At 30.4% G+C, this 21330-nt stretch carries 19 protein-coding genes; 5 read left to right on the plus strand and 14 right to left on the minus strand.

The window, feature by feature from the left end; genetic code table 11:
* The first annotated feature begins 104 nt into the window (after positions 1–104).
* Positions 105–1646: a hypothetical protein gene (locus BSD9I1_RS05620; protein ID WP_186429503.1), complete on the plus strand. Its 1542-nt coding sequence runs from the start codon at positions 105–107 to the stop codon at positions 1644–1646.
* A 290-nt stretch (positions 1647–1936) separates the two neighbouring features.
* Here the strand turns inward: BSD9I1_RS05620 and BSD9I1_RS05625 are convergent, their stop codons facing one another.
* From BSD9I1_RS05625 to uvsE, 7 genes are all read right to left on the minus strand, one after another.
* The gene (locus BSD9I1_RS05625) at positions 1937–3145 is read right to left on the minus strand and encodes an MFS transporter (RefSeq protein WP_186429504.1); all 1209 of its coding nucleotides are present in this window, start codon (positions 3143–3145) and stop codon (positions 1937–1939) included.
* Positions 3146–3493: 348 nt separating this feature from the next.
* Positions 3494–4063 carry a class I SAM-dependent methyltransferase gene (locus tag BSD9I1_RS05630; RefSeq protein ID WP_186429505.1) on the minus strand — a complete coding sequence of 190 codons (570 nt, stop codon included), beginning with the start codon at positions 4061–4063 and terminating at the stop codon, positions 3494–3496.
* Between the two features lie 45 nt (positions 4064–4108).
* Entirely contained in the window at positions 4109–6406 is a 2298-nt protein-coding gene (locus BSD9I1_RS05635; RefSeq protein ID WP_242966424.1) for an ATP-binding protein, read from the minus strand.
* 3 nt (positions 6407–6409) lie between these two features.
* Positions 6410–7537: an ABC transporter substrate-binding protein gene (locus BSD9I1_RS05640; protein ID WP_186429506.1), complete on the minus strand. Its 1128-nt coding sequence runs from the start codon at positions 7535–7537 to the stop codon at positions 6410–6412.
* Positions 7538–7845: 308 nt separating this feature from the next.
* A complete protein-coding gene (locus BSD9I1_RS05645) occupies positions 7846–8274 on the minus strand; it encodes an N-acetyltransferase (RefSeq protein ID WP_186429507.1) in 429 nt (142 codons plus the stop codon).
* 123 nt (positions 8275–8397) lie between these two features.
* Positions 8398–9051, minus strand: a complete 654-nt coding sequence (locus BSD9I1_RS05650; protein ID WP_186429508.1) for a YitT family protein — start codon at positions 9049–9051, stop codon at positions 8398–8400.
* A gap of 131 nt (positions 9052–9182) precedes the next feature.
* The gene (gene uvsE, locus BSD9I1_RS05655) at positions 9183–10427 is read right to left on the minus strand and encodes a UV DNA damage repair endonuclease UvsE (RefSeq protein ID WP_186429509.1); all 1245 of its coding nucleotides are present in this window, start codon (positions 10425–10427) and stop codon (positions 9183–9185) included.
* A gap of 254 nt (positions 10428–10681) precedes the next feature.
* On the opposite strand from uvsE, the gene BSD9I1_RS05660 reads away from it, so the two are divergent.
* Positions 10682–12115 (plus strand): PdaC/SigV domain-containing protein, encoded by a 1434-nt coding sequence (locus tag BSD9I1_RS05660; RefSeq protein WP_186429510.1) that lies wholly within the window; start codon positions 10682–10684, stop codon positions 12113–12115.
* Between the two features lie 235 nt (positions 12116–12350).
* Entirely contained in the window at positions 12351–13139 is a 789-nt protein-coding gene (gene nudC / locus BSD9I1_RS05665; RefSeq protein ID WP_186429511.1) for an NAD(+) diphosphatase, read from the plus strand.
* Between the two features lie 105 nt (positions 13140–13244).
* Here nudC and BSD9I1_RS05670 read toward each other — a convergent pair whose 3' ends face one another.
* From BSD9I1_RS05670 to BSD9I1_RS05680, 3 genes are all read right to left on the minus strand, one after another.
* On the minus strand, positions 13245–13904 hold the full coding sequence (locus tag BSD9I1_RS05670; RefSeq protein ID WP_207653884.1) for a DUF2812 domain-containing protein: 660 nt from the start codon (positions 13902–13904) through the stop codon (positions 13245–13247).
* Positions 13888–14235, minus strand: a complete 348-nt coding sequence (locus tag BSD9I1_RS05675) for a PadR family transcriptional regulator (protein WP_186429512.1) — start codon at positions 14233–14235, stop codon at positions 13888–13890. Before BSD9I1_RS05675 ends, BSD9I1_RS05670 begins: the two co-directional genes overlap by 17 nt.
* A gap of 213 nt (positions 14236–14448) precedes the next feature.
* Positions 14449–14790: a hypothetical protein gene (locus BSD9I1_RS05680; protein WP_186429513.1), complete on the minus strand. Its 342-nt coding sequence runs from the start codon at positions 14788–14790 to the stop codon at positions 14449–14451.
* A 436-nt stretch (positions 14791–15226) separates the two neighbouring features.
* Between BSD9I1_RS05680 and BSD9I1_RS05685 the strand changes: the two genes are divergently transcribed.
* Complete coding sequence (locus BSD9I1_RS05685) at positions 15227–15538, plus strand: hypothetical protein (protein WP_186429514.1); 312 nt, start codon at positions 15227–15229, stop codon at positions 15536–15538.
* A gap of 232 nt (positions 15539–15770) precedes the next feature.
* Positions 15771–16199, plus strand: coding sequence for a hypothetical protein (locus BSD9I1_RS05690; protein WP_186429515.1), 429 nt, complete (start codon positions 15771–15773; stop codon positions 16197–16199).
* 183 nt (positions 16200–16382) lie between these two features.
* Here BSD9I1_RS05690 and BSD9I1_RS05695 read toward each other — a convergent pair whose 3' ends face one another.
* From BSD9I1_RS05695 to BSD9I1_RS05710, 4 genes are all read right to left on the minus strand, one after another.
* Positions 16383–17570, minus strand: coding sequence for a MalY/PatB family protein (locus tag BSD9I1_RS05695; RefSeq protein ID WP_186429516.1), 1188 nt, complete (start codon positions 17568–17570; stop codon positions 16383–16385).
* Positions 17571–17855: 285 nt separating this feature from the next.
* Entirely contained in the window at positions 17856–18323 is a 468-nt protein-coding gene (locus BSD9I1_RS05700) for a hypothetical protein (RefSeq protein ID WP_035305785.1), read from the minus strand.
* 229 nt (positions 18324–18552) lie between these two features.
* On the minus strand, positions 18553–19893 hold the full coding sequence (locus BSD9I1_RS05705) for an APC family permease (RefSeq protein ID WP_186429517.1): 1341 nt from the start codon (positions 19891–19893) through the stop codon (positions 18553–18555).
* 74 nt (positions 19894–19967) lie between these two features.
* Positions 19968–21155: a MalY/PatB family protein gene (locus BSD9I1_RS05710; RefSeq protein ID WP_186429518.1), complete on the minus strand. Its 1188-nt coding sequence runs from the start codon at positions 21153–21155 to the stop codon at positions 19968–19970.
* Positions 21156–21330 lie beyond the last annotated feature (175 nt).

A 21330-nucleotide genomic window follows, 5' to 3' on the forward strand; every position in this document is an offset into this window, starting at 1 on the left:
ATCTATCATCTATCCACACTAATAATTTACATAATTTTCGTTCTTTATGCTAATATTACTATTATATAAAAATAATTAAGATGTTTATATGTTAAGGAGGCACTATGGAACAATTAGTTGAAGAAGTTGTACATGTACAAATGCTCAACCAGCTTTGGTTGACACTATTATTATTAATTCCTATTGTTTTGATTGCTCGTACTGTTGTAGCTGGAACAAAATACTCTCCAATTCTAATTATAGTAATCTTTGGATTGGGAATGGGATTAGCATTAGTTAAAGGTAATATTGCTACACCTGGTTTAGATGAGTTTCCTATAGTAATTTTAATGAGTAAGGTAACTATAACTGCACTAATTGCTTCCTTTTTTGTTGGAGGACAGGAACTTAAAAAAATACTCTCCCACGAAAAATTAGAAAGCGAAGATATGTTTATACCATCCGATGAGGAGATTATTCTTGGAACTAGACGTACACAACTTGTATTTATCCTGAGATCCTTTTTTATACTTCTTGGCATAGAGGGAGTTTATAGATTAATTATAGGGGCATCGGTAGGTGATCCACTTAAAGCTTTTTATCCAATCTTAGCTTATATTGGTATAGCTGGATCAATAATTTTAATTGATTATAAAGCAACAGTAAATGATAAATCAGAGTATATAAGAAAAGGTATATATGAAATTCTTGCTATTCTTATAATATTAATTATTTCAGCAAACATTGCTCGGTGGATTAAACCAATTATTGCATTACCCCAAATCTTTTTTGCTATGATTATGTCTGCTGGATTGGGTGCAATACTTTCTAATTGGAAGTTCGGTCCAACACTTAGATCATTACTTTTTGCTGGAATTCCAGTAGTGCTTGCCGCTAACTTTATAGTCGGTGGTTCACAAATTCTCGAAGCATTAAAGCTTACTGAGATGAGAGCAGTTTTAACCTATGGTCTTTCTGGACAGTTATTTTGGATGTTTGGTGGTTTATCAATACTTATATTATTTGGAAAAGCTAATCACGTACGTAACCTTGCACCTGGTATGGCAGGAGCACTTTCTCACTCAGGATTAACTGGAGCTTGCACTGCTGGTGACTTAGGTCCAGATGCAGCATCTAGAGCACCAATAATGATAAATATTCCTTTCTTCGGACATGTATTTGTATTTTCTATACTAGCAGCAAGCGCAGAACGTGGTTCTCTATTAGTTAGCTGGGTTGTTCCACTAGTTATTATTGGACTTGGGCTAACAGTAATATCCTTAAAAACACTTAGAAATGCAAAGGGTGAAGAAGCTATCGAAGTTAAAGGCTTAATGCAATTTTCCTTTGGGCTACAGGTAGTTGCAGTATTCTCAAGCTTTTTAATGTTAAGCCTTAGCGGTATGCCTATAAGCGATGCATCTATGGCAGCTTCATCAGCTTTATCTCACTTTGGATTGTTTGCAGCAGTTCAAGGAGGTATGTTCGGGGCACAAGCAGCAGCTATGATTCCATTTATCTTTGCTATGCCATTTTTAGTTCATCCATTTGTTTTTGGTATGTTTGGTAAGTCTGTTGAAAATGATGGAGTAATGCCTGCTAAAATAGTATACACCCTAGCCGCTATTGGTGTTGCAGGTGTTACATATGCTCTAATATTTTCATAATTAATTCAAGCATTTTTTAATAAATATAAAAGGCTGTCGCATTAGCATAAAAAAGTTTGCTAACGCGGCAGCGTTTTGTTGTGTTTTTCACAGAAAATTTAATGATATTTTATTCTCCAATAAGCTCGACAATTAAAGAATATCGCACTAATTTTTAGTGCGGCAGCCTCTTTTATTTATTAAAATGTATAGTAAGAAATAGCTTTTCTTTTCAAAAATTTTCCTTTTTTAATTGATCATCTTTCGTGTGATTATAATTCTATATATCTTTACTTTTTTATCAATCTTAACTATTGTTTTTTATCTGCATTCCTTAAAATATAAACATTTATTATAGCTAGTACACTTGCTATAAACGCCATAAATACAAAAGCAAATTTCAGAGAAAAAGAATCTCCTAACTTCCCTATTAAAGGGAATATCAATATCATAAACAAACTAAAAAGCATGCTTTGAAAAGATAAAATAGTAGCCCTATTTTGACTAGGAATTAATTTATTTATATAATCACTTATAGTTACATAAACAATAGAATCTGCAATCCCAATTATAATATAAAAGACCTGGGATAGACTAGTTAATGCAATTCCCCAAATAGATAAAGCAATTATTATAGGCATAAAAATAATTATTCCTTTTTCTTTCAAAATCCTTTCTAATTTATAAACCCTCGTAGCTACAATTCCAGCTAACAAGGATGATATGGATAAGTATATTCCTATTTTGAATTCAGAACTACCCTGAGTCTTCCAGTAATTTTGAAGATAATAAAATAAACTAGTAACAAAAAGAGATATTATATTAATAAAGATAATTAAAAACCCAACTTTTTTATTATCCCTAATTATTTTAACACTATCTATGATTTGTTTTAATAATAAATTTCTTGTCTTTCCTTCAGATACTGTAGCTGCCTTAGTTTCTATAATTTCTACAGGCTCTACAAAAGCAAAAGATTGCATAAAAGTTATTGCAGCTATTATGGCACTTACTCCAAATGCCAGTAGATAGTCTTTAGAGCCTAAATAGCCTCCCAAAATTAAAGCTGCAACACTACCTATCTGCATAAACATTTCATTTTTGCCATTAATCTTTATATAATCTTTTTCCTTATCTATTGCTTTTAAAGAATCATAAATTAAGGCCTCTCCTGCCCCTGATTCTAGGTTATAGGATATTGCTAAGGTTGCAAAGGACAAAGTAAACATATAGAAATCATCAGAAAATATTAGTATTATCATGCTTACCATTGACAATAATCTTCCAACTACCCTACTAGCTTTTCTTCCCCATAAATCAGCAACTACCCCTGTAGGTACTTCCATAGAAAAAGATACTAAATGAAAAATTCCTTCTAAAACCCCTAGCTTAGTTAAACTCATTCCTTTTGTAGAAAGATATATCATCCATATACCTTGCGTTAAATCTAATCGGCTTAAAAAAATAAATATATAATTTTTAACTATGTTCAATTCTAACTTGCGCTTATTTATTTTCATAAAAATTCCCTCCGTTAACCTTTTATATATTAACCTTTCTCTTATACCCTCCCACCAAAATGCGCGCAAAAAAACCTAAGTAGAAAGATACACTTCCACTTAGGCATATATTAATATTTCATTAGATTTTATTCTAAGTTTGAAGGATTATATCTTCAGTCAATTCACAATATATTCAATTTTGGACGCGCCTTTCCCTTGGTATCCAAAAGTGAATGTTATATTGCATACTACACTCAAATAATCTCGAATGTATGAACTAACTAATATGTTCATATTTGCCCTCCATTTACTTACCTTAATTTAAATTATATCACGAAGTAATAGCTAGCTTCAATTACTTTTCATTTATCCCATCTTACGAAAAATATAGGTAACAAAAAATCCCCTGTCATCCTCATTTTCAATGTATTTAATTAAGTGAAACAACTTTTTAATATCTATAAAATCCGTTTCCTGAATTAAATCTTCTTTTTTTATCTTATGATCAACCTTGTGCTTATGCCCAAAACCGCATATAAATAAAATGCCTCCATCTGTTATATGATTTGCTATATCTGCAAGTTGCTCACTACTTAATTTATAATGATTAATTAAAATATTATCAAATATACCAATATCCTTAAGTGAACTACCTTGGCTTAAATCGATTTGCTTTATACTAAGAATATACTTTCTTCTTTCAGCAAACATTTTAAATCGCTCAAGTGCTTTACTGCTGAAATCAACTCCTATTACTTTAAAGCCATTTTCCATAAGGAATAATCCATTTCTACCATCTCCACAAGCAACATCCAAAACAGAACCCTTTTTAAAGTATTTAATGTTTTCAACCAGTGATTTTTCTGCGCTTAAGGGTTCATCTCCTCTACATGCAAACTTTTCCTCCCAGTACTCTTTATCTCCAATAAATTGCATAACTATCTCCCTTTATCATAAAACTATTCTCAATTAATTAAAGCCTCATAAATAAATATCAGAAAACTCAACTTTAATTTCATTTATTAGCCTATTATCAAAATCTAAACAAGCTTCAACTTCATCATCCACTATTCCTTCCTTCACAGGTAATTTTATAATAAAAGTGCTGCCAACGCCTAATTCACTTTCAACTTCTATTGTTCCTTCTAAAATATCCACTAATGATTTTACAAGGGATAATCCAATTCCCGTACCTTCTGCCTGTCTAGATAAGTTGCTATCAACTTGTCCAAATCGCTCAAATATTAACTCCTGCTTATCTTTTGGAATTCCTATACCTGTGTCTATTATTTTAATCTCTACTAAGTTCAACTCACTGTTTTCATTAAGTATAACATCAACCCTTCCACCATTGTCCGTAAATTTTATAGCATTTGAAAGAATATTTAATATAATCCTTTCAATCTTTTCCTCATCGATACTAATAATCTTGCTTATTACATTTGAGTCAAAAGATATTTCAATATTCTTTTGGTTTGCATATAACTCTACTGACTCAGTAATAGCTTCAATCAAGAATACTATATCAATGTTTTTCATATTTAATTTAAAATGCCCTGAATTTAACTTTGTAATATCTAATAAATTATTTGCAAGTCTGAGCTGCCTAAATGTATTTATCTTTATACTTCCAATAAGTTCTTTAACACGATCTGATATTTGATTAAAATATATGCACTCAATCAATTGAATAGCTGAATAAATGACATTTAAAGGAGTTTTAAATTCATGACTGATTAAAGATATAAACTGATCTTTCATAACAAGTGCTTTTTCTAGTATTTCTCGCTGTTCTATTTCTGCCTTAAGCAAGAGTTCTTGCTGCTTCTTAATCATATTTTCTGTGTGTTTACGTTGGGTTATGTCTTGAATACTTCCTTCTAAGTACATCTTTTCATCTTTAGAATCACAAACAATGTTTATATTTATCTGCACCCAGATAATTGTTCCATCATAATGTTTAAGCTGTGTTTCAAAGCTTTTTTCATTCCATATGTCTTCAATCACAGCTTCCTCTTTTGTATTATCCATTGAAGGTTTATATAGTAAGTTTTTAATATTTATTTTAAATAATTCTTCTTTACTTGGATATCCCAATATAAATACAACCATTGGGTTAACATTCAATATTTCACCGCTTATGGTAACCCGAAAAAGTCCGATTGGAACTCTATTAAAGAGCCCTCGGTAACGCTTTTCGCTTTCTTGAAGTGAATTTTCTCGCACTTGTAGATTATAATTCATGAACTGAAAATCTGCTGCAAGTTTATTTAACTCATTAAATGCGGTAGGAATAGATTCTATTGAATCATATTGACTAAAATCTCCAGCTGTTAACGCATTTGTTCCTCTACTAAGATGCTCTAAAGGAGTGACCACATATCGCTGAAGCTCCTTACCTAAATTTCGTACCAAAACCAGCCAAATAATTATTGATGCCAATAATGTCAATCCCAAAGTTAACGCATATGTACTAAAAAAAATAGACAATGGCACTTGGTCTACAATAATCCATCCAGTTCCTTCAAGCCTCGCAGCACTACCAATAACTCTTCTTCCATTATACATATAAAAATCATTAGCTTTCCCAGTTAGTATGCTCTGATAAATCTCTAGGTTACTTAAATTAATTTGCTGCTTAACCATATCAGAAGATGGATGCGCTAATAGCTTACCTGTTCCATCCATAATAAATACAAAATCTTTATTTGATGTATCTGATATACTTAAAATTTCCTGTTGAAATAACCCTAGGTTCAGTTCACCAATCACATACCCTCCATTTGAAAGAGCTCTATTTAAGTAAACCGTTGGTTCACCTGTACGAGGGGAAATAAATGGTAGAGAAATAGTAATATCTTTATTACCTCCACTTTTTTTGAAACCTGGTATATTAGACATATCTAACCCTATATAACGATAATCAGAAGGCATCATTAACATAATTTTATTATCTTTATCGAGATGATATATGGTTTCAAAATAACCGTAGGCTTTCCAAGTGCTTTCCATAAAAATTGATAAGTTTGACTCCCCTGATGTTTCAGCTACCCTAGCAACAGCATCTAATATTCTTCCGCCTTGATCAAGATGATAACCTACTGTATCAGCTACTGAATGTATTACTTGTTTCTGTTGTTTTACAAGATTTTGTTCAGCTAAATAAGCCATACCTGCATTAGCAATAACCCCTACCAAGACTAATGGAATAAACAAACGAAAAAGTAATAAATGTAAAACTAATTGCCGAAGGCATGGTGATTCTTTCATACACCCCATTATCTACTCACCCCCACGGCCGCTGTAAGTCAACATATCTATATTAATAAATTCACCGTTACGAATTGTACTTAAATAAAGAGGCCGCTTAACATCACCAAATTGATTAAAAGAGAATGTGCCCATCACACCTTGAAAATCAGTAGTGTTCATTAATGCCTGCTTTAATCCCTTAGCTTTTCCTTCAGTCCTTTTAAGAGCTGCTCCTAATATCATAGCAGCATCATAGGCAAGAGTTGCTCCATATGATGGTACATTCCCAAACCTATCTTCATAACAAAGCTTAAAATTATTAAAAGTTGGTATTTGGCTGCCTAATGCATAGGCTTGCTCAATTATTAACCCTTCAACTGCCTTACCACCAATTTTAATTAGTTTATCTGTTGCGGCCCAAGATGATGTAAATAGTGGAACATTCCATCCCATAAGTCGAGCTCTTTGAGCAATAAAGGCTGTGTCGATATCTGAAGCTATAATAAGTAACCCTTCTGCCTTAGCTTCACGTAACTTTGACAATAATGGAAAAAAATCTGGTTTAGCTATCGAAGAAAACTTAGCTTCACCAGTTATATCTCCACCTAATGTTTCAAATCTATCACCAAAGTTTTTACAATATCTGTTGGAGTATGCATAGTTATCTATATCATAAATAATTGCCAGCTGAGTTATATTCATTTTCTCATAAATATATCTTGAAAAAATTTGGAAACCATCTTCAAAAGATGGATACACCCGAAAAAAATAATCATCTAAGTTGCTTAGTTCGGCAGTAGAAACAGTTGGGCCTATCATTACCACCTTAGCAGGGTTTGTTACCTTTAATCCTGCTAAGGTTTGTTCACTTGTTGTATGCCCTATGATGGCAACGGCCCCTTCCTTAATTAATTCACTATCAACTATCTTAGCCTTTTCGGGTATGCCAAAATCATCACGAGTCATCAATTGAATTTTCCGCCCGTCAATTCCACCAGAAGAATTAATTTTTTCTATCGCCAGTTGTACCCCATTACGTTCTTGAACTCCAAGCTCAGCTTGTCTTCCCGTCAATTGAGAAGCAAATCCAATAATTATTGGTTTGTTAGTCTTCCTCTTTACAAAAAAGCAGCCTAATATTACAACTAATAAAAACATCGGGATAACCCATCTCAATAAATATTTGCTTATTCTTAGCCTATTAGTATTAATTTTTAATACCCCCTTAATTGCTTTATCAACGCTCTTAAGATTATCAAAGATAGCTTATTTTTACCTTATTTCTGCTTTTATTACTATATCCTACCATATACTTATTTTTTATATAATTCTCTATTTTTATAGAAAAACCTCTATTTTATTAACAAAATTGCGCGACAAAAATCCCTAAAAACATACACTCTTGTTAGTTTTATTATAAAATAAAAACTACAGAAATTTATTCTTCATAAACTCCTGTAGTTTCCCTAATATTCACATCTCATAATTAATTCTTTTTCATTAGTATCTTCATCTATTTTTTCTTCATATAAAATGAAGCCTATACTTTTATAAAATTCTACTGCCTTTTTATTATTTTCATATACAGCTAAACTTAGTGTATGGTATCTTTCCTTTACAAAATCCACTAGTTGGCTGCCAATTCCCTTTCCTTGGCTAGATACGTCCACAAATAATGCTCCAATAAAGTCATTATTTAAAATGCTTATAAATCCTTTTATATCATTACTTTCTTCATAAATAAATGTTTTAGACATTGGTATATATACACCTTTGACCTCGTTATACTTATCTAACCAGTATTCCTTATCTATAAAACTATGTGCCTCTATAGTAGCATGTTTCCATATTTCCATAACTTTATTTATATCATTTGCTTCTAATTCTCTAATCATAAACCTTCACCCCTAGTCACTAGTACTATTTCAAATCATCTTTCTATTATAATTCTACTATACAATAAACTGAATTCAAATACAAAGAATGACTATAGCTAATCTTTACTTTCGCTTATGATCTTAGTGAGTTATGCACTCTTTCATAAATATAAAACCTTGCTTCATATTTTTATGTTTTAATGACTTTGCATCAAACCTAAATATCTTAAAAACTATTTGAACAAAATAGCCTATTCCAAGTGCATTTATTAATGTTCCAATTCCAACAAATCCACCTAAAAACCATCCAACAGTTAATGCTGCAATTTCTATAGCTGCTCTTATAATTCCTACTGGCTTACCTGTAATCTTTGCTAGTACAATCATAAGTCCATCTCTAGGACCGCATCCCATTCCACATGCTACATATAAGTAACTACCTATTGCTATTAAAAACATTCCTACTATCATCATAAATATACCTGAATATATATTATTGCAAACAGGAATAATATTTCTATATATTATAAAATCTATAAAATATCCAATCACTAATATATTAGCTATAGTTCCAAGTCCTACCTTAAGTCCTAGTATACTTGTGATTATCACTATGGCTACTCCGACTATAATACTGGCCTGCCCCATAGTTAAACTAGTTAAGTTTGTTAATCCTTGATGAAATACATCCCATGGACTTAATCCTAAATTGGAATTAATTGCCATTACGGTTCCACATGCGCATAATACAAATCCCAATGTCATTTTCATTATAATTTCTAATATCTTATACATAATATTTCCTTCCATTAACTAACTCTTTTTCATTTGTATCTTAACATACTTTTGTACTTTTGTTAAATTTTATTCCCTCATTTTATTAACCTGCTTCTGATATACAATTCTTTATAATATATTTACTTAAGCTAATAAATAAAGTAATAGGAATTATTTATATACTCTGCTTTATATTTTTTACACAGTTTTTTCAATAAACTCTTTATCTTATCCTTATTTTCAGCAGGACTTTTTAAAAGGTCATTGTAATTCTCTCTTTCTTTTATTGTTACTTTGTCCTTTATATATCCATATACATGCTCTGCTGTATTTACAAAATTTCCTTCATCAAAAGACTCTTGTAAACACTGGTCAATATACATGTAAACCTCTTTCATATGCACCTTAGAATTTACTAAGCTGCTGCACTTTTTATAGTAAGAATAATTCTTTTCCATTAAGGAATATTTATATTTTGCCCACTGCTTTGTTCTCTCTGATATGGCCAAATCCTCCTTAAGGGCATATGTACATTTTATAGCTGATACTTCCTTATCCTTAACTTCAAGCATCACATCTGCATCCAAATTTTTAATACTTTCTATGTAGCTTAAAAAGTTTTTAGTAATAACAAATTTAGAGTGAGCTCCACCTTTCTTATCCATATCCTGATCTGAATAATGAAGTTTTACCCGTCCATCCTCAGCTTTCCATGTGCTTTTCACAGCATTTAAAATATCTTCTATTTCTAATGAGCAGCAGTTAAGTTTATGATGAAGATTATCAAAAACCGCTGGAATACTGAGTTCATTACAAATATCTAATACATCCTCTATGTTATAACTTTTATCATCATTTTCAACTATGAGTCTTTTTTTCATGGAATCTGACAATCTATAGAAATTATACTTAAACCTTTCTATTGCAGAATGCTTATCTCCATATACTCCTCCAACATGAAGTACAATCTTATTGGAATAATCAGCTTCCATACTATCTAAAAATCTGCAATGATACTCCAAATCTGCAATACTTTTTTTCACCACCTCTTCATTTGGAGAATTTAAAACCGTATATTGTCCTGGATGCATTGAAACTCTAATATTATTTTCCTTTATAAACTGCCCACATTCTCTGAGTGCTTCCCTATGAGTATTCCACCATTTTATTTCGTTAATAGAATGACTACCAAAGGGTATAATATCAGAACTTATTCTAAACATATAAATTTCATTTTCTTTATTCCATCTTAATATATTTAGTAAATCCTTTATATTTTCTCTAACGCATTCATTAAAGATATCCTCATTATAATTTTTTAACATAAAGCTTCTTGAAGTTTTATAGGGCAGAGAAATTGGAGTGCATGCATATCCAATTCTATTATTAAGCAATTAATCTCACCAACTTTCTTTAAATTTTTCAATAGTTTACTTAATAACAATTTGAGTCCTTCATTTTGTTTTATCTTATTTCTATTATAATCATTAATTATTCATTCTTCCTAATTATTTTTTCCACACTTCTGCCAACTATGTTCTAACTTATAGTATTTTTGTATTTTTATTGTAACCAATTACTGGATAAATAAGTATATACTTATAAGTATAAAATATATTAAAACATTAAAAGAAAGGAATATAATAAAATGAAAAAAATACTGTGTTTAGGGCTTATTTGTATTTTAGAACTTGGGAATGGATCCTATGCATTAGCTGAGGAAAATCCTACAGCAATTCAATTTAATGATAAGAATACACCTACAGATGTTGAAACTAATATAACTGTTAAAACTAAAGAAATTAAATATAAAAATGACGCAATAGATGTAAATATAAAAATTCCAGTAGTGGATGGAATTCAGGACAAATCTATACAAAAGAAAATAAATGATATGTTAGAAGAGGAAATAATAGCATTTAAACTGGATTTAGAAGAAACATCAAAACTTGCGTTAAAAGATTCTAAAGAATATGAATGGGCAATGCTCCCCTATGCTGCCTTTGTAGATTATAAAGTTCATACTACTGAAAATAACTTATTAAGTATTTCAGTTATTTATTATCAATATACAGGCGGTGCACATGGCTCTACATTACAAAATAATTTTAATATAGATTTAGATACTGGAAATGAAGCTACATTAAAGGATTTTTTCTATGAAGGAGAAAATTATAAGAAAATAATAAGTAGTGAAATAAAAAAGCAGATGGAATCAAAAGAAGCTGGCTATTTTGAAGATGCTCTTAGCGTAGTAAGTTCAATTTCAAATACTCAATCCTTCTACGTTAAAGATAACAATATTGTTATCTGCTATGGACATTATGAAATTGCGCCCTATGCAGCAGGCATTCAAGAGTTCAAAATTCCTTTCTCTTCTTTCGAAAAAGGTGTAAAAAAAGATATTGATGTGAAATATCCTCAAGTAAAAGTTAAAGAAAAAATAATAAGAAATACTACATCTGATTTAAGGATTCCAATAGTACACGGCCTCAGGGATACAAACTTGCAAAATAAATTAAATAGCAGCTTTGAAAAAGATATAATGAAATTTAGTGACAAGATAGAGAAAATCGCTAGGGAACGCGAAAAGGAATCAAAGAAAAATGATAATGGAATATATGCCTATACACATTTCAATGCAAATTATAACGATAATGATTTACTAAGTATTTCAATTAATTATCATGAGTATACAGGTGGCGCTCACGAAAATTATGAAAAGATAACTAAGAATATAAATATTAATACTGGAGAAGAAATAACTTTAAAGGATTTATTTAAAGATGAATCAAAATACAAAGATGTGATAAATAAAGAAATAAAAAAACAAATCCAAGATGCTGAGCAGCAAATGAAAAAAGATATAGAACAAAATGGAGGTATATACAAAGAGGAATATGCTAATCATAAAAACTTTAAAAGTATTTCAGATACACAGTCATTTTATATTACTCCTGGCAATATTGTAGTATATTTCCCATTATGTGAAATCGGTACTTATGATGAGGGAATTCCTGAATTTAAAATTCCAATATCTCAAATCAAGGATGATATAAAAACAGAGTTTTTAGAGATTTAATATTGCTGTAGAAACTACTTCCTCAGCAATAATAGGATACAACTTCTACTTTATATCTTACTATAAAAACTACAGAAATTTATCCTAAGTAAACTTCTGTAGTTTTGTTATTAAACTTAATTTATTATATCTTTTATATCATTATTTTTTCATAAGGAATTGATAATATTTGTTGTAATATTTATACTAGTATTATAATATCGAATAAATTTAGGATAAGAAAAGGTATTTACTTATGAATAATAAATTATATTTTGTTTTTAATAATGATCAATTACTAGCTAAGATAGAAGATGGACATGTATTAATGCCTACTGGTAATGATTTGAAAACCTTAGATATAACTTTAGATAATTTATGTTTTCTAACATCAAAGGATAATAAAGATTTTCTTTTTGGAGAAGTGCATACATCCTTGAGTAATACTTGTGAATTTAAATTTTATAAATTACGTATACTTATAAGCCTAATGGATAACGCCTTTTTTAATTTAGCAGCAAAAGCCTTTCATCTTTTAAAATGGAGTAGTACATATAAGTACTGCAGCAAATGCGGAACCTTAGTAAAGGATAAAGAAGATGAAATAGCAAAAATTTGTCCTAAATGCGGCTTTATTAATTATCCTAGAATATCTCCTGCTATAATAACAGCTGTCACTAAAGATAGTAAGCTACTTCTTGCACATAATACTAATTTTCCTAAAGACATGTACAGCGTAATAGCAGGTTTTATAGAACCTGGTGAAACCTTTGAGGATTGTGTTCAGCGGGAAGTTTTTGAGGAAATAGGCATAAACGTTAAAAATATAAAGTATTTTGGCAGCCAGCCTTGGCCTTTCCCTGACTCCTTAATGGTAGCCTTCACTTGTGAATATGATAGCGGTGAGGTAAAAGTTGATGGTATTGAAATTGATGATGCTTCTTTTTATAGTGTAGACGAATTTCCTAATCTTCCTTTAGGAGGCAGTATTGCTAGAAGGCTTATAGATTGGTTTGTGAATTATGTGACCAGACCCTTGGAATAAAATAGTATTAACTATGGAACAAAAACTCCAGAAACCTACTTTTTATAAATTTCTGGAGTTTTCACTTGCCACTTGCCATGTGGGTGGCACTAATCAAAGTCTTTTTTATTCATGAATATTCTCTCTTACCTTTAGTGACTTCATGGATAGAGATAATTGTATTATCCTTATGACAGAGATGATCCCTATTACCCCTGCTAAAATTGATAAAGCTGCATTATCTAAAACAGTGATATTTCTATTACTCCAGTAAGAGATATTAATCAGTGGTCTACCAATATAACTGATATACAACTCCATAAGAAGCATAAAAATAAATAGATAAATATACGGCTTCCTTCTTTCCCTTAAAGACATAATTTTATCGCGTACATTGCTATATATGCCAAAAGGCTTCCCGTTATTTCTTTTTTCTAAAATGAGAAGTTCTCTATTAATCATTCCTTGAGATGTTGCCATCTTTCCACCCGGATTTGCGTATGGCCGATACTTAACTCTCCCCACCGAAAATTGTCCAAGGTTCAGCGTTTTTTCAAAATATTTAATTTCCACTTCGCCTAAAAAGTTCTCATATTCTTTACACTCTGAAATGGTTTTATTTCCAACGTAATCCACTGCGTACTGGTATTCCATTGGCTCGCTTTTTTCGAATTTATAAATAAACCTACCTGCCTTTGATAATCTAAATCCTTCTTTCGCTTTTTCATTTAGCCATTTTTCTTGTCCTTCAATTGGATTTATAAAAATCTTAAACTTGTTTATCACTATTCAACCCCCCCACACTTGTAATTTCCATTCCTATATTGTAAATTTCCTTCAACCTCTCTAATTCCATGTTTACTTGTGCTTTGCCTAAATCAGTAATAATATACTCTTTCTTTCGTTCTCCTTTTATCTCAGGGCAAGGAGTAATCCATTTTTTCTTTACTAGGTTATTAATAGCACCATATAATGTCCCTGGTCCAAAAACAACCCGTCCCTTCGTCTTTTCCTCTACAAATTGCATCACACCATAGCCATGATTGGGTTGGTACATAGATAATAAAACCAGTAACGCTGTCTCCGTCAATGGAGAGTCTTGTATTTTATCTTTCAATTCTTACACCTCCTAAAGTGACTTGATATTTAAGGAATTTCTTATAAAAATAACCCTATCATACATAGATTTATTGCTTCTTCATACTAATTCTCTTCCTATTACGTCTTACGTAGTATAAACTCATTATATCGCTATGCGTAGTACGCGTCAAGTAGTAAATAAAAAAATCTAGCAGTATTGTAATCTGCTAGATTTGAAGTTCTATATCTATTAAATAATCTTACTTAATCTATTTTTTAAATTTACTTCCTTTTCAATGAGCCATCCTTCTTCTTCACAGGTATCTCCCCACTGAACTATGTCAGTTATTTCATCCTTAGTTAACTCAACAGATATTTTATCAATAACTCTTAAATTTTCCTCGTAATATCCATTATACATTTTTAAAGCATTGGTTTCTCCTTTTAACCCTAGAGAATATACTGGTATTCCTCTTGCATCTTTATGATGTGCTACAACATAAAGCCTTACTCCATGATTCTTTTTATCCGCTTCTAAGTCAATATGTTCTACCTCAACTAAAGTTCCTAATGGTATTTTGTACTTGTCCATAAATTTCACATCCCCTCACCATATAACTTCTACATAAAAGCTTTTTATCCTTTATTTTCAGAAATTTCTAAATACCATTTGTAACCATTAAGCAGAACTATAGTGAGATGCTCGGTATGCACTTTGCATGTTATATTTAATGTTTATTATGCTTGTTTTACTATACAAGCTTATTTCATTGGTAAAGCTTAGTAATAACATCATCAGTATCAATACATATATTTATCTTATCCATACACTTCTTCTTTACCATATAATAATTTCATCCTCAATTAAGCAATACAAACTTTATATTAATTCAGTATTATTTAATAGTTAAGTTGGATAATAGGGTTATTTATGAAAACAAATACTTGCAAATAAAATATTATGGTATAATATAGAAAATAATAAAAATAAAGTATAAATCATCTTTTTAGATTAACAGGAGATAGATATGAAATGGATAATTATAATTTCTAGTTTAATATCGTTTAGCTATATAATAAAACAGTTATATGAAATAGGCCATGCTGATAAACTTATTATAAAAATGCAAAGAAAAAAGCATACTGCATCAACTATTATAATAACAATATGTATAACAATTGTATGTATTATATTGATTGAACAAATTATAGATTATTTAAAAGGAAATCAAATAGATGTTTTAAATGTATATACAGGTATATTTTTTATAGTGACAGGTATATACAGGATTTGTGTTCAAAAACAATCTATAGGAATAGGACAAACCGGGTATCTTTAGAAATTGGAAGAAATCTTACTAGCTTTTATAAATGGAATGAAATTTTAAGCTATGAATGGGTGTCCTCAAATGAAGTTCAATTTAAAATTCAAATTACAGGCGAGAAAGTTATTGACAGGTACCTTAGGGTGAAAGAACACGAAAACAGCTTTATTGATGAAATACTGAAAAAACATATGAATCTGTAATTATTTTTATTTTAATAAATATAGAATATTCTAAGGAGGTAGAAATGTTTTCATATAAAGAATTGTTTTTTAGATCATTTATATTTAATTTGTTGTCTATAAGTCTTATATTAATTTTAGCTATATTAGCTAGTACAGTATTTCCTTATTTAAAAATCACACGACAAAACTGCATTTTTTTACTTCCTTTTGCCATATTGCGTATAATATCAGATATATTTCGATACAGGCCTAAAACAATAGTAAAATCGATAAACAGCAAAATCGATTTTACAGAAAACTTAAAAGAAATATTAGCTAAGCTTAATTGGAGAATAGTCAAAGAAAAAAATGGCACTTTTGAAATAAAGCCAAATTTATTAAGTGCTCTTTTATGCAAAAAGATTATAATAAACATATCCGATAATCAAGTTGAGTTAATAGGGGCTAGTGACTTTATTCAAGATATTATATGGGAAGTTGAAAATAAATAAAATTTATTTACCGTAATTATCTAATGTTTATAATTTCAGCTCGTCAAACGAAATGATCTGAATGCTTTAAAACAATTTTCGCCATGAAGTTTAACTCCATGGCAATTTATTTAGCAGTTTATTTTAATTTGATTTTATCACTAACATACTTAAGCTAAAAAACACTTCCTTTACGTTTCTTTTTTATCTATAAACCTTTTTTAATGCTTTTTCAAGCCTTTCAAGTGCCTTTTCAATTACATGGGTTGGGGCTGCTAAATTTATTCTTTCATATCCACTTCCCTCTTCTCCAAAGATATAGCCTTCATCTAGGAAGAATTCAGCTTCCATATGCATAAACTCTTCTAATAGCTTATTTGTCATTTTAAGTGTCTTAAAGTCAATCCATTGCAAGTAAGTTCCTTCTATCAATGGGGCTTTTATTTTGGGGAAATTATCCTCAAAAAACTTTGTAACAACCTTTTGATTTGTATCGATTAACTCAATTAGTTCTTCAAGCCAGCCTTCACATTTTGTATAACCTATTTCACAAGCTTTATAGCCTAATATGTTCACGGTCCCTCCACGAACAACAGTAATTGCTTTTTTAAACTCTTTTCTTAACTTTTCATTTGATATAATAATATTTGAAATTGCAAGACCTGCTAAATTAAATGTCTTAGATGGTGATGTGCAAGTGATAAGTCTATCATTTAGTTCTTCGCTTATTGTTGCAAATACAGTATGATCATATCCAGGCATGATTAAATCATCCCAGATTTCATCAGATACTACAATCAAATCATTCTTAATAGCTATTTCAGCTACTTTTTCTAATTCTTCTTTACCCCATACTCTTCCAACTGGGTTGTGAGGACTACAAAAAATAAGCAGCCTATTTTTGGGATCTTTAGCTAGCTCATCAAGTTTATTATAATCAATTGTGTAATAGCCATTGGTGTTAATAAGCGGACAATTAACAAGTTCCCTTTCATTGTCAGCAATAGCCATTGAAAATGGGTAATATACCGGCTTGAATATAATAACACCATCACCAGGGTTAGTAAAAGCTCTCACTGCCGCATAAAATGCATCTACAACTCCAGGAGTATTTATAATCCATTCTTTCTTTATATCCCAATTATGTTTAGTCTTTTGCCAAGCTATAACCGCATTATAAAATCCATCATACGGCATTGTATACCCAAGAATAGCATTGTCTAAAAATTTCTTTAGCCCATTAATTATCTCTGGTGGGCTTTTAAGCTCCATATCTGCCACTGAAAACGGAACTATATCATCTGTAATATGCGGATTCCAAGCATACATTTGTTCCCACTTTTCAGAACCAGTGCCTTTTCTTGGTACCAATGTTTTAAAATCATACTTCATCTCTTTCCCCCTTAAAGATTTTAATTTATATATTAGCATCTTAAATAAGATATTTTATACTAATGATATTTGTTTTAAAAACATTTTAGTTGTTAAGCACTTTACCAATGTATGTAAGCTTTGAAAATAATCACAAAATCATTTTACCATATATTAACTTACGTTTATATATATTATCCATAAATTCAAAATAATTACATGTAGAGCTAGATAATTCTTAATTTAGTATTCATTAATAAATTTTCATCCACTAATGAAAGTACTATTTCAAAGAATTATCAAATTTTATTTTAGAATCTTTTCAAGTGTTATTACAAAGTCAGCTTTATTGCTAATCATATCCGATAAAATTTTATATGTTTTTGTATGTACATCACTAGTATTTTCTGTAAATCTCCCTTGTATATCAATAATCAAAGAATATGTATTTTTTTCTAAAACAAGTGAAAACTCTAAAAAATCTCTAATATTATTAATTTCTGGTTCATATATTTTTTTACTAAATTCATTTATTAAAAAGGAAATTCTATCATAAATTCTTATATCAATTTCCTCAAAACTCTCATCACCTATTTCCTTTTTTAAGGCTTCATAATACTCAATGGTGCTGTTGATTTTCTTTATTAAAATCTTTGGTATTATCTCCATTGATGGGATATTATGTTTTCCTTGCTTTATATTTTCATAAATTTCTCTTTTTCTAATTGAAATGCTTATAGCTTTATTAAGCAAATCAATAATATTATATGCCATATTATCACCTCAAAAACTATTGTTGTTGTAAAATCATGTCTATGAAAGTTTAATTAAAAGATTTTTTAATGTAATTTCAAATAAAAACTTTAATAAAATTCGTAGTCTGCATTAAACTTTTTCATCATAATAAAATAATGATAATTATAACATGTAAATATATTATTTGTAAGTAAAAAAGAAGTAACAGAATAATCTGATGCTTCTTTTTTAGTACTTACTGAAAAGCTTATTCTATTTCATAACTTTTTTCGCACTTAACTTTACCACTAGCATATCTAACTTGAGCAAATATAAATGCAAAAACTACAACTGCAATATTTCCAAGAAGTAATGGTAAAGAAAGACTTGAACCTAGTAAAACAGCTTGAAGTGCATAAATTAAAACTGCAACTGTAACTAACGCTTTAGTCACAGCTCTAGATACTTTTAGAGGTGACTTTTCCCATGCTTGTGGCATTACTTTACTAACGTTTAATAAACATAATGCTACCATTGAGTTAAGTACACTTCCTACGGTAGTTGTAATTTTAGATAAAATACTTATATCTAAGTTAAACACAATCGGTAAAAATCCTATCATAAAAAAGAATGTTAATAAAATTATTGGGGTTTTATATTTTGGATGTAATGTTGCTAACTTATTTGGGAACCAACCATCATTACACGCCTGCATAATTGGTTTTGTTGCTGATGCTAATTGTGAGTTAAGAGTTGATATTAGAGCAAACCAGGCTCCACCTATTATAAAAAATACATAAAATGACTTAGGCAAAGTTTTACCTGCAACCATTGTTAAAGGCTTGTTAGCTACTTGCTCTACTGGTAGTACTCCTGCTGCAATTGTAGCCATGAATGCATACAGAACTGCAACTCCTATTGTGGAGGCAATCATAACTCTTGGAATATCTTTTGTTGGATTTTTAGCCTCTCCAGACAAATTAGCAATAATTGATGCGCCGCCTGTTGCAAAGGTTAGAAGTGCAGATGCTCTGAGTAGTCCAAGCATTCCACCTGTCATAAAAGTTGCTTCATTTAAATAATTAGGTTCTAACTTAGTTATTCCAAATACAGAGAAAGTAGTTAATGCCAAAACTAATGTAACAACTATAACATTTTGAAATTTAGAAAACTTATCTATTCCCTTCATATTTAGCACATACAGTAATACAAGTATTCCCACTGCTAATAATTTTCTAGGTAACATTGGCAAGAAAGGCATTGCATAATCTGCAAAGGATAAACAATACATAGATAGGGATACATTGGTAAGTATATATATTATTGTATAAGCTCCGGTCCATTTTTCCCCTAATAAGGATCCTATCACTGAATATGCTCCACCTCTAAATCTAGCAACAGTATTTATCAATGTTAATGGATAATACGAAATTAGCACCATTATTGCTGAAAGTACAAATGCTATAGGAACAGCTCTTCCTGTCATGCCTATGGCTACTCCTGTTAATGACATAATACCTGCCCCAATGATTTGTCCTATAGATGCACCCATTAAATCCCAAAAGCCTAAAGTACGGTTAAGATCTTTAGTCGATGTTTGTTTCGACATCTTTATTTCCCCCCAATATTTATTTTATTAATATAAATTGGTAACTTTTATACAATAGGATTTAAGTTGGTTTGTTATTTATAGACCTTTTTCAACGCTTGTCCAAGTCTCCCTAGGGCTCTTTCAATTACGTCAGTTGGTGCTGCTAAGTTTATTCTTTCATATCCATTTCCCTCTTCCCCAAATATATATCCTTCATCTAGGAAAAATTCAGCTTCCATATGCATAAATTCTTCTAATTCTTTATTTGTCATACCTAATGCTCTAAAGTCCATCCATTGTAGATAAGTTCCTTCTACCAATGGGGCCTTTATTTTAGGAAAATTGTCTTCAAAGAACTTTTTAACAATCTTTTGGTTTGTATCAATCAACTCTATTACTTCTTCTAACCATTCACCACATTTTGTATAAGCTAACTCACAGCATTTATATCCTAGTATATTAATTGTTCCTCCATGTACAACATCAACTGCTTTTTTAAATGTTTCTCTTAATTTTTCATTTGAAATGATAATATTTGAAGTTCCCATTCCTGCAAGGTTAAAACTCTTGGATGGAGCTGTACAAGTTATAAGCCTGTCATTTAATTCTTCATTTACTGCAGCCATTACAGTGTGCTCATATCCTGGCATAATAAGGTCATTCCAAATTTCATCTGATACAACAATCAAGTCATTTTTAATTGCTATTTCAGCTACCTTTTCTAATTCTTCTCTTTTCCATACCCTTCCTACTGGGTTATGTGGACTGCAGAAAATAAGCAACTTATTTTTTGACTCCCTTGCCAATTCATCAAATTTATCGTAGTCAATTGTGTAATATCCATCTGTATTAATTAATGGACAGTTAATTAATTCTCTTTCATTTTTCTCAATTGCCATAGCAAATGGATAATATACTGGTTTGAAGATGATTACACCGTCTCCAGGGTTTGTAAAGGCTCTAACTGCTGCGAAAAACGCGCTTACAACTCCAGGTGTATTTACAATCCATTCTTTTTTAATATCCCAGTTATGCCTTGTCTTTTGCCAAGCTATGACTGCATCGTAAAATTCGTCATATGCCATTGCATAACCTAAAACAGCATGATTTAAAAATTCTCTCAAGCCCTCAATTACTTCTGGTGGATTTTTAAGTTCCATATCTGCTACTGATAATGGTACTACCCCATCTTTAGCATTAGGATTCCAGCCATACATTTGTTCCCACTTTGCAGCTCCAGTACCCTTTCTTGATACTAATGTTTTAAAATCATACTTCATTCTTTTTCCTCCCTTAAGGATTAAAATTTATACATTAATATCTTAAATTTAAGATATTATATGCTAGTGCTATTTTACTTTTAAAATATTTTAGTTATTAAGCTACTTAATTATTAAGTACTTTATATTATATATATATAGTACATGTGGCAATTTTATGAATAATCAGAAAATT

The sequence above is a fragment of the Clostridium sp. BSD9I1 genome (assembly GCF_900185645.1).
In the GTDB taxonomy this organism is placed as follows: domain Bacteria; phylum Bacillota; class Clostridia; order Clostridiales; family Clostridiaceae; genus Clostridium_AK.